The sequence below is a fragment of the Bacteroidota bacterium genome, from assembly GCA_039714315.1.
Classification (GTDB): Bacteria; Bacteroidota; Bacteroidia; order Flavobacteriales; family JADGDT01; genus JADGDT01.
Genome location: JBDLJM010000108.1, coordinates 1 through 10,927, shown reverse-complemented (window position 1 = coordinate 10,927; position 10,927 = coordinate 1). Strand labels below are relative to the sequence as shown.

Annotated in this window: 8 protein-coding genes and 1 riboswitch; all 8 genes read left to right on the top strand. The window is 36.2% G+C overall.

Features of this window, described 5'->3' with window-relative positions:
• The first annotated feature begins 464 nt into the window (after window positions 1–464).
• A complete protein-coding gene (locus ABFR62_10545; GenBank protein MEN8138858.1) occupies window positions 465–1,892 on the top strand; it encodes a tagaturonate reductase in 1,428 nt (475 codons plus the stop codon).
• Between the two features lie 141 nt (window positions 1,893–2,033).
• On the top strand, window positions 2,034–3,758 hold the full coding sequence (locus ABFR62_10540; GenBank protein ID MEN8138857.1) for an altronate dehydratase family protein: 1,725 nt from the start codon (window positions 2,034–2,036) through the stop codon (window positions 3,756–3,758).
• Window positions 3,759–3,906: 148 nt separating this feature from the next.
• A riboswitch (cobalamin riboswitch) is annotated at window positions 3,907–4,109 on the top strand.
• Between the two features lie 77 nt (window positions 4,110–4,186).
• Window positions 4,187–4,708, top strand: a complete 522-nt coding sequence (locus ABFR62_10535; protein MEN8138856.1) for a cob(I)yrinic acid a,c-diamide adenosyltransferase — start codon at window positions 4,187–4,189, stop codon at window positions 4,706–4,708.
• Between the two features lie 160 nt (window positions 4,709–4,868).
• On the top strand, window positions 4,869–6,770 hold the full coding sequence (locus ABFR62_10530) for a polysaccharide deacetylase family protein (GenBank protein ID MEN8138855.1): 1,902 nt from the start codon (window positions 4,869–4,871) through the stop codon (window positions 6,768–6,770).
• A gap of 209 nt (window positions 6,771–6,979) precedes the next feature.
• Window positions 6,980–7,171 (top strand): hypothetical protein, encoded by a 192-nt coding sequence (locus tag ABFR62_10525; protein ID MEN8138854.1) that lies wholly within the window; start codon window positions 6,980–6,982, stop codon window positions 7,169–7,171.
• Window positions 7,172–7,589: 418 nt separating this feature from the next.
• Window positions 7,590–8,630 (top strand): sugar kinase, encoded by a 1,041-nt coding sequence (locus tag ABFR62_10520; GenBank protein ID MEN8138853.1) that lies wholly within the window; start codon window positions 7,590–7,592, stop codon window positions 8,628–8,630.
• A gap of 89 nt (window positions 8,631–8,719) precedes the next feature.
• The gene (locus tag ABFR62_10515) at window positions 8,720–9,391 is read left to right on the top strand and encodes a bifunctional 4-hydroxy-2-oxoglutarate aldolase/2-dehydro-3-deoxy-phosphogluconate aldolase (GenBank protein ID MEN8138852.1); all 672 of its coding nucleotides are present in this window, start codon (window positions 8,720–8,722) and stop codon (window positions 9,389–9,391) included.
• A gap of 255 nt (window positions 9,392–9,646) precedes the next feature.
• The coding region (locus tag ABFR62_10510; GenBank protein ID MEN8138851.1) for a glycoside hydrolase family 3 N-terminal domain-containing protein at window positions 9,647–10,927 on the top strand (1,281 nt) is incomplete at its 3' end.

Sequence of the window (10,927 nt, the reverse complement as noted above, 5' to 3'; positions counted from 1 at the left end):
CATGCGATTGGATAAATGTATCAATGAAAAAATTTTCTTTTTTCAATTGATGCATTTTCAAAACAATCGCAGAGGGCTGCGAGAGCCATCCCTCATGCGGGTACAGCTCCGGAATTTAACCGGATTCCCTATTAGAGTTTACATATGAATAATGTAATACAACCAATAAAGGCACGGATATATTAAATATTTTGTTTCTTCGTAAAAGAATGTCTAATAATAGTACTTAGCAAAAGCATTTGCTAAAATTATATTTGCCTTTACTAGTTATATCCTGAAAGTTTGTTCTATTTTAGTCAAGCCTACTCGGCATATACAATACCTTTATAATATGAAACGAGCATGAGAGTATATTTCTCACCTATCTGCCGATAGGCGGGCACAGGGGGATGATAATATGCGAGTTGCATCCCTGCCTGCAAGACGCAGTCAGTCAGGTGACCGAAATATTAAATTATTAACAGATGAAAGATTTAAATAACAAGGAAATCCGTGATAGAAGAAAAAATCCTGTAAAAATAGTTCAGTTTGGTGAAGGTAATTTTCTGAGAGCTTTTGTCGACTGGATGTTTGATAAATTAAATGAGCAAGGAAAGTTTGTCGGAGATATAACTTTGGTACAGCCTATAGAAAATGGACTTGCCGAAATGATAAATGCTCAGGATGGACTTTATCACGTATTTACAAAAGGCTTGGATAAAGGGACTTTTGTAGAAGAAACTAGACTGATAAAATCTGTGAATAAGTGTATAAATCCATACAGCGATTTTGCAGAGTTTAGCGAACTGGCAGAAACAGAAACTTTGGAGCTTGTAATTTCAAACACTACTGAAGCCGGGATTCAATATCTTGAGGAAGAATTTTCTAATGATAAAATAGCAAAAAGTTATCCAGGAAAACTTACACAGCTTTTGTACAAAAGATTTGTAAAGTTTAATGGAAATACAAGTAAAGGATTAACTATACTTCCGGTTGAGCTGATTAACAACAATGGCGGGGAGCTAAAGAGTTGTGTGCTAAAGTATGTTGATTCGTGGAAGCTCGGAGAAGAGTTTAGAAATTGGATACTAAATGCAAATTATTTTCACAATACACTGGTCGATAGAATCGTTACAGGATATCCGAAAGATACTATCACAGATTACCAGAATGAAGTAGGGTATAAGGATAATTTAGTTGTTACTGCCGAGCATTACCACCTGTGGGTAATTGAAGGAGCAAACAATAAAAAGTTAAATGAAATTTTCGAAAATTCGGGATTGAATGTTTTGTTGGTTGATGATTTGCAACCATATCGAACACGTAAGGTAAGAGTGCTAAACGGAGCGCATACATCTATGGTGCCCGTGGGATTATTGAATGGGAATGTTACAGTTCAGCAAACAGTAGAGGAGACATTTACAGCTAAGTTTGTAAAAAATGTTATCGAAAATGAAATCTCATCAATTTTGGATTTTCCGGAGGATGAAATAAAAGAATATGCCGATGAGATTGTGAATAGGTTTAAGAATCCTGCTGTAAAACATCAATTGGCTAGTATCGCTCTAAACTCAATTGCGAAATTTAAAGTTCGTGTATTACCTAGTTTATTAGATTATAAAAATAAATTTGGAGAACTTCCTCTAAACTTAACTTTCTCATTAGCTTCGTTAATAGTGTTTTACAAAGGAAATGGAATGCCAATTAACGACGATAAGGAAGTAATGGATTTCTTTGCAGATGCATGGAGTAAATACAGCATTGAAGATTTGGTAACTAATGTCTTGTCAAACGAAAGTTTTTGGGGAGAAGATTTAACTGAAGTAAAAGGATTGTCAGAAAACTTAATACAAGCAATTAAACTAATAGAAAGCAAAGGAGTAGAGGTAGCTTGGACAGAGTTTATAAATTAATTAGGTTTTCAAAAGTTAATTTATACGTCTTCTCGACCTTGTGGAGAGATCTCATCTTCAATATAGTAGATTTCTCCATTCCGCAAGCTCCAGTTGAAATGACGAATTTTATGACTTAATAAATAGCTTTAGCAAGAGTATATGAAAAACAAAGCAATAACAATAGATAGTCAAGACAATGCAGCAGTGGCATTAATCGATTTAAAATCGGGAAGTACTGTAAGTGTTAATGGAACAGACTATTTGTTGAAATCCGATATCAAAGCCAAGCATAAATTTGCGTTAAAAGATTTAGCGAAAAACGAGGATGTTTGGATGTATGGTATTATCGTTGGTGTTACAACTGAAAATATAAAGTTGGGAGAAGCTATTACTGTTAATAATATCAAGCATAAAACATCAAAGGTTGAACATAAAACCGCAAGCTATAATTGGGAGAAAACCGATATTAGTAAATGGGAAGGGAAAACTTTTGATGGTTTTAAACGCAGCGACGGTCAGGTTGGAACCCGGAATATATGGCTGTTCTTTCCATTGGTGTTTTGTGAGAACAACAATATTGAAATACTAAAAGATACTTTCGAGAAAGAGTTGGGCTACTTCGAACCATCAAAATATCAAAACTTACTACGTTCATATTTGCCAAATTCAAATACTGATGAAACGAGCATGAGCAAAAACTTTCTCACACAAAGGGATAATAATATGCGAGTTCCATCCCTGCCAGCAAGACGCAGTCAGGCAGGTGACCGAAATATCAAATTATTACCAGATGAAAAGGCAATAAACGAGAATAGTAAAGTTCTAAAGAATATAGAGCTAAAGTTTATCACACATCCCGGAGGTTGTGGAGCTATCCGTCAGGATGCTCTTGAACTTTCGCAATTGTTGGCTGGTTACTTAAATAATCCTAATGTGGCTGGGGCAACGGTATTGAGTTTGGGATGTCAGAATCTACAGATCGATATTTTTCAAAATTCACTTAAAAAGATAAATCCCGATTTCGACAAACCGGTATTGATATACGAACAGCAACAAATAGGTACTGCCGAAGAAATGCTTAACAGTGCAATTAAAGATTCGATTACAGAAATATTAAAAGCCGATAAACAGGAGAGAGAACCGGCACCCTTATCAAATTTATCGATTGGCCTGCAGTGTGGGGGATCGGATGGTTTTTCAGGAATTTCGGCAAATCCTCTTTTGGGTTATGTGTCTGATGTAATGGCAAGTATTGCAGGAACTGTTGTATTGGCCGAATTCCCTGAGCTGTGTGGAGTAGAGCAGGATATAGTAAATCGCTGTGTAAACGAAGCTGATGGAGTAAGATTTTTGGAATTGATGCGCGATTACGAAGATAGCGTAATTGCTAGCGGAACAGGTTTCGATGCAAATCCTTCGCCCGGAAATATAAAAGACGGACTTATTACCGATGCAATGAAATCGGCAGGAGCTGCAAAAAAAGGAGGTTCTTCGCCAATAGTTTCGGTAAAAGACTATGGAGAGTATATCTCAGAAAAAGGATTGTCATTGCTTTGTACTCCGGGTAATGATGTAGAGAGTACAACACTTTTGGCAGGTGCAGGTTCAAATATTATTTTGTTTACTACAGGATTGGGAACACCAACAGGAAATCCCGTTACACCGGTAATTAAAGTTTCATCAAATAGCGAATTGGCAAATAAGATGAGCGACATTATCGACTTCAATTCAGGAGAGATTATTACTGGAGAAAAGTCAATATCTGAGGTAGGTGAGGAGTTAATTTCTTTGATTATCGATATCGCAAGCGGCAAAGTAAGATCTAAAGCCACAATTAATAAGCAAAACGATTTTATTCCCTGGAGGCGTGGGGTTTCGCTTTAGCAAATACAAAAGGCTTTGTGTTGCAATCTACACCGATAGTTAAGCGGATTTTCTAAGTTTTTTTATAGTCGGAACATAACTTAAAATATTGTTCTGATTCTGATATTCTATTTAAATTAAAATCACGCATAATGTTCGGATAAATTAATATATTCGCCATTGTATTGGTGGAATTTTCATTTTTGTGGAAACTCCTTAATAGGGAATCCGGTGTAATTCCGGAGCTATACCCGTAGCTGTAAGCCTTAATTAAGCTTTTTCTAACACAGTCACTGTCTCGGCTTAGCCGAGATGGGAAGACAAGAAAAAGTAAGGTAAGCCAGAAGACCTGCCAAGTATTTTTATTAATCAAAACTTCGGGAATAAAGTTTTGGGATAGATGCTTCTTCTTTCCTTGCGTTTCCCGTAGTGCAAAAAAAACTTATAAAATGAGTGAATCGGGATTAGTTCACATCTACACCGGCGAGGGAAAAGGAAAAACCACATCGGCAGTTGGATTAGGAATACGTGCATTAAGCCACGGAATGAAGGTGTGTTATTCATACTTCAACAAAAAACCATCTTTTTACGGAACAACCGAAGTAAGTACTCTTGAGGGACTGGGAGCAACAATAGTTGGAGAAGAAAACCAGCTCGGAGATAAAGTTGTTTACGATAGTTATTTTGATGCAAATCAGGATAATTTCAAAAGTTTGAAGCGATTAATATCCGACAATGATTTTGATATGCTGATAATGGATGAAATACTAATTTCTGTTGGAAGTAAATTAATCGATGAGGATTCGGTAATCGATTTCATAAAAAACAAACCCAAAAAACTGGAACTGGTACTAACAGGTAGGAATGCAACAGATAAGTTGATTGATATGGCAGACTATGTGAGTTATATTCAAATGATGAAACACCCTTTTGAGAGGGGTCAGGGAAGTAGAGAAGGTATTGAGTATTGAAAGGAAAAAGAGTATAGGCAAAAGTAGTTTGTATGAATTATCAATGTGCTTTTTCTTTGAGCCATTGCCATTAAGTAACATTAATTTGTCATAATATGTATTGTTAACAAGGCATTTTTTAGTCTAATTTTGATTTTTCATTTTTTATATAAAGAACATTATGAGAATTATAGTAGCATTAATGTTGATTCTTTTACTTCAGGCTTGTAATACCATCAATGAGAAGAAAGAAAAATCTATTGATTGGGCTTACTGGATGGGTAAGGCAAATTTCGAAGAGTCGAAAGTTGCAGATTATACACTGCCTGAGTTTATGGCGGAAGATCAAGGCAATAAGGAACTGTATTGGATTGAAAAACGTCGCGATGAAATATTAAACTTATATCGCAACGAAATTTACGGGAAGGTACCTGAAGCTGACGTGAATGTTGTTTTTAAAGTTACTAAAACTGTTAACGATGCAGTTGGAGGAAAAGCTACAATGAAAGAGATTACAGCTACTTTTACCAATAATGGCAAAAGTGCAGAAATGAATATTCTTATCTACACGCCAAATAAAGTTGAAGGAAAAGTTCCGATGTTTTTGGGTTTAAACTTTTTTGGAAACCACACCGTGCATAACGACGAAAATATAACTCAGGCTACCGGATATGTAATAAATAAGGGAACTATTGGAGTAAAAAATCATAAAGCTACGGAGGCAAAGCGTGGAGTATTTAGTGAACGTTGGCAAGTTGAAAAACTTATCGATAGTGGTTATGGATTGACAACAGTTTTTTATGGCGATTTAGACCCTGATTTTGACGACGGTTATCAAAATGGAGTTCAGCCATTATTTTACAAAGACGGACAAACAAAACCTGCCGATAATGAGTGGGGTAGTATAGCTGTTTGGTCATGGGGCTTGAGCAGGGTTATGGATTATTTTGAAACCGATTCGAATATTGACAAGGCAAAAGTAGCTGTTGTAGGCCACTCGCGTTTGGCAAAGGTTGCTTTATGGACTGTTGCCAACGATCATCGTTTTGCTATTTCGATATCCAATAATTCAGGTAGTGCAGGGGCAGCGCTTTTCCGTAGGAAATTTGGAGAAACTATTGATGCATCTTTGGCATATGCACCACAATGGTATGCAGGTAATTTTAAGAAATATTCTACTAACGAAAAAACATTACCGATTGATCAGCATATGTTGTTATCGCTTATCGCACCTCGTCCGCTTTATGTAGCAAGCGCCACTAAAGATAATTGGGCAGATCCAAAAGGTGAGTTTTTAGCGGCAAAATATGCCACAGAAATTTATCATTTGTTTGGAAAACAAGGTATTGAAGTTGATTCGATTCCAAAACCAAATGTTTCAATTCAAACTAACATAGGATATCATATTAGAGAAGGAAAACACAATATAACAGAGTTCGATTGGAATAATTATATATCGTTTGCTAAAAAGCATTTTGCGACTAAAAACCGTATAGCACTCACTTTTGATGATGGACCGGATAATAAATGGACTCCTGTTATTTTGGATATACTAAAAGAGCACAATGTAAAAGCAACTTTTTTTCTGGTAGGTAAAAATGTGAAAGAATATCCTGAAGTAGTGAAACGTATTTACAGTGAGGGACATCAAATAGGAAATCACTCTATGAATCACCTTCACCTGAACCGTATAAGTACTATGGATTCGTTAATGGTTGAACTTGAATCGGCAAATAAGTTGATAAAAAATATTACAGGGGTAGATCATTACTATTTCCGTCCTCCATACGGACACTTATCCGTCGAGCAAAGAGAGTATTTGAAAACTACAAATTATGAGTTTGTAATGTGGAGTATCGACCCGCACGATTGGGATGTGAAAAACGTGATAGCAGATGATATTTTTAATATCATAGATGGAAGAGCTTACGATGGAGCAAATATTTTGTTGCACTCAACAAATGCAGGATATAATGCACCGGATTATAAAAAGAATAAGGAGAATACAATCGGAGCCTTACCAATGGTAATAGAATCTTTGCAAAACAGAAATTTCGAATTTGTAAGAGTTGATGAGTTGTAAAATTTAACTACAAACAGTGTTAATCTTGTAGGTTTTCAATACATCGGATCAGCATATTACATAGAAGAATTCTACCTGTTTATATTTAAAAAACTAAAGTCAATAATGAAAATAGTTGATTTCAACAGAAAGCTTTAGTAATGGAGTATATTTTGTAAAAGTATTAAGTGAAGATAATATCAGATTAACAAAGAAACTTATAGTAGAATATGTTTATTGTTACTGCCGAAGATTTAGCTCTTCACAACAGAGAGAATGAATTCGTAACGGAAAAAGGAGAATTTACAATCTCATTAGGAGCTTCTTCACAGGATATTCGCCTTAAAAAGAGAGTTTCTTTAGATAAAGATTATAAAGACTTTGATAAATCGCATAACTACTTCCAGAGAATGATTAAATAATTATTTGGAAAAAAGGGTTTAAATACTGCCCACACATAATAGGTAGTTAGTAATAACCGTAGCCAATCTGCACAATTGGCTACGGTTTTCTTTTTTATACCCTTATCAATGTGGAAATTCAGTAGAGATATCATGTATGACGCCTCTACAAAAAGAACGCGCAGTAGTAACGAAGCGCCATTTGCGGCAAAAAAAAACAGTAAAACAAATATGCAGAACAATTTCCAAATCTGAAATAGTGTCAGATTGTTACGTTCTTTGTCCAAAATGTGTATTTGAAACGAAGTGTATGATAACTAATTTAGCACAAGAAAATCATATGGTAGAGATATTATGCATGACGTCTTTACTATACTGTGAAATACAGTAGTTTAAAGATTTAATAGATATAAATTAAGTAATCCAAAGAATAATAATTATGAGTAAAAAGATTGTTACATTCGGAGAGATCATGTTACGTTTAGCAACACCCGGATATTTACGTTTTCACCAGGCTAATGAATTCGAAGCAACTTATGGTGGAGGTGAATCAAACGTAGCTGTATCATTAGCAAATTACGGATTAAATGCAGAATTTGTTACTCGTTTACCAAAAAACGATATCGGAGATGCTGCAATTAAAAGACTTCGTATGTACAATGTTGGAGTTGATAATATTGTTGAAGGGGGAGATAGAGTTGGTATCTATTTTTTAGAAACAGGTGCTGTATCTCGTGGTTCAAAAGTAGTTTATGACCGTGCAAACTCTGCAATCGCTGAGATCGAACCTGGTATGGTAAACTGGAAAGAAGTTTTTGCTGATGCTCAGTGGTTCCACTGGACAGGTATTACTCCTGCTTTGTCAGAAGGTGCATTTAAAGCTTTACTTGAAGCGCTTGAAGTAGCAAAAGAAATGGGAGTTACAGTTTCTTGTGATCTTAACTACCGTGCTAAACTTTGGAAATGGGGTAAAAAATCTCACGAAGTTATGCCTGAGTTAGTTGCTCTTACTGATATAGTTTTAGGAAACGAAGAAGATGCTGAAATGTCCTTACATATCTCACCGGAAGGTGTTGACGTAACTGGAGGACATGTTGAAGGAAAAGCTTACTTGTCTGTATCTAAACAAATCATGTCAAAATTCCCGAAAGTAAAGAAAGTAATTACTACTCTTCGTGGTTCAATTAACGCCAACCACAACACTTGGGAAGGTGTTCTTTACGATGGTGAAAAATTATTCGAATCGTCAAACAAATACGACATCACTCATATTGTTGACCGTGTAGGTGGTGGAGATTCATTCATGGGAGGATTGGTTTACGGACTTATTACTTACCCTAACGATGATCAAAAAGCGCTTGATTTTGCAGTTGCAGCTTCATGTTTGAAACACACAATAAAAGGTGACTTTAACCTGGTTACTGTTGATGAGGTTGAAAAACTTATGGGTGGTGATGCTTCTGGGCGCGTAGCTAGGTAAGTTAAAAGTTAAAAGTTAAAAGTGGTTGTGCTTACTAGTTTGTGTAAAAACCAGTAACAAGTAACCAGTAACAAGTAACCAGAAAAATAATGGCACAATTTTCAAGAATAGACGTAGCAGTAGCTGCAAAAGAAACAGGGATAGTACCTGTATTTTATCACAAAGATGTAGAAGTAGCAAAGCAGGTAGTAAAAGCTTGTTACGACGGTGGTGCTCGTTTATTCGAGTTTACTAACCGTGGAGATTTCGCACAGGAAGTATTTGCTGAATTAGTAAAATACGCTGTAGATGAATTACCTGGAATGATAATGGGAATAGGTTCGGTAGAAGAAGCTGTAACTGCAGGTATGTATATTCAAATGGGAACGAACTTCGTTGTTTCTCCGGTAATGAATCCAGAAATGGCTAAGGTATGTAACCGACGTAAAATTTCATGGATGCCGGGTTGTGGATCCCTTAGCGAGATTTCTGAAGCAGAAGAGTACGGTGCTGAGGTTGTGAAAATCTTCCCTGCATCACAAGTTGGAGGTCCTGATTTTATCAAAGCGGCTACAGCTCCAAAACCTTTTACTAACATTATGCCTACAGGTGGTGTTAAGCCAGAAGAAGACAACTTGAAAGAGTGGTTCCAGGCAGGTGCTTTTTGTGTAGGAATGGGTTCTCAGCTTATGGCAAAGAAAGCCGATGGAAGTTTCGATTTAGCTAAAATATCTGAACTTATGAGTACTTCTATTGCTGCGGCTAAAAAATATAGAAAATAATACTATTCTAGTTGTAGCATGGGGTAGCTTTTTAGTTTAACAATGCTTGTAGTATTATTAAAAAGATAAAGACCCTGTGTTTACGGGGTCTTTTTTTGCTTATTTCTTTAAGGGGGGAGACAGTCTTTTTTATATCAAAATATGAATTATTAATATCATTTTGTGTATTGTAGAATTGCCTAATTATTTAGTTATTCGAAATTGTTATTATTACTGTATATGTTGGTGATTTTATTTAGATAAACAAGTTTAAAAATGAGAGTATTAAAAAGTATTTTATTTTTCTTTTTGGTTTTAATAGTTTCTTCATGTTCTCAGAATGAAGAGATTAAACCATACCAAAATCCAAAGTTAGACGTTGAGGAGCGTGTTGCTGATTTATTAACCAGATTAACTTTGAAAGAAAAAGCCGGATTTATGTCGGGCGAAACAATGTGGTATTTGCAAGAAATTCCTCGTTTAGGAATTCCTAAACTTCAGGTTACAGACTGTGGACACGGTGTAACTGTAATTCTTGATGAAAACGATGATTATTCCGGTTGTGCTACTTCATTTCCAACAGCAGTAGGACAAGCATCAACCTGGGACAGAGCCTTGATAGAAAAAATGGGAGGTGCTTTAGGTCGTGAAACCCGCGCTACAGGTTCGGGAGTATTATTAGCACCGATGGTAAACCTACACCGTTTGCCTATTGGTGGTCGTAACTACGAGTGTTATTCGGAGGATCCATATTTAACAGGTACTTTAGCCGCAGCATTTATTAATGGTGTTCAGGGGCAGGGAACAGGAACGGTAATTAAAGCTGTAACAGCTAATAATCAACAGCACGAACAGGATGCTTTGGCTGCTCAAATGAGTGAACGTGTTCTGCACGAATTGTATTTAGAACAGTTTCGTATAGCTATTAACGAATCTGATCCTTGGGGGGTTATGACAGCGTACAATGGTATTGCTATTCCGAGTGTAAATGATGGAAAACCTCTTCCAACATCTGAATCACAATACATGATTAAAGATGTGATTAAAGGATTGTGGAACTATCAAGGCTTTATTGTTTCTGACTGGAGAGCTGTTGTAAGTAAGAAATCTATTCCTGCAGGTGTTGATATCGAAATGCCCGGACCGGGAAAACACATGGATATTGCAGGATGGGATGAAGGAACAAGTGATATGCAAAAGGCAATTAAAGATGGTTTGATTGATGAAGCCGGAATTAATGAGGCTGCAACACGTTATTTACGATCTATCGTAAAAACAGGAGTGCTTGATATTCCTCGTAAAGAAATGCCGTCAGAGCATGATACTCCTCGTCATCATAAAATTGCACGTGAGGTTGCCGAAGGTTCTATTGTATTGTTGAAAAACAAAGGAGGAATTCTTCCATTAAATAAAAACAAGATTAAGAAAATTGGTGTTTTCGGACCAAATGCCGAAGAAGCTCGCCTTGGAGGTGGAGGATCTGCATCTGTTTCTGCATGTCGTACAGTAAGTCCTCTTAAAGGATTGAAAACTGTTTTCGGAGCTAAATCTGAAATT

What these genes read in the sequence shown, in the direction of transcription:
- ABFR62_10545 (MEN8138858.1), top strand. Translation starts at nt 465, where the DNA reads ATGAAAGATTTAAATAACAAGGAAATCCGTGATAGAAGAAAAAATCCT.
- ABFR62_10540 (MEN8138857.1), top strand. Translation starts at nt 2,034, where the DNA reads ATGAAAAACAAAGCAATAACAATAGATAGTCAAGACAATGCAGCAGTG.
- ABFR62_10535 (MEN8138856.1), top strand. Translation starts at nt 4,187, where the DNA reads ATGAGTGAATCGGGATTAGTTCACATCTACACCGGCGAGGGAAAAGGA.
- ABFR62_10530 (MEN8138855.1), top strand. Translation starts at nt 4,869, where the DNA reads ATGAGAATTATAGTAGCATTAATGTTGATTCTTTTACTTCAGGCTTGT.
- ABFR62_10525 (MEN8138854.1), top strand. Translation starts at nt 6,980, where the DNA reads ATGTTTATTGTTACTGCCGAAGATTTAGCTCTTCACAACAGAGAGAAT.
- ABFR62_10520 (MEN8138853.1), top strand. Translation starts at nt 7,590, where the DNA reads ATGAGTAAAAAGATTGTTACATTCGGAGAGATCATGTTACGTTTAGCA.
- ABFR62_10515 (MEN8138852.1), top strand. Translation starts at nt 8,720, where the DNA reads ATGGCACAATTTTCAAGAATAGACGTAGCAGTAGCTGCAAAAGAAACA.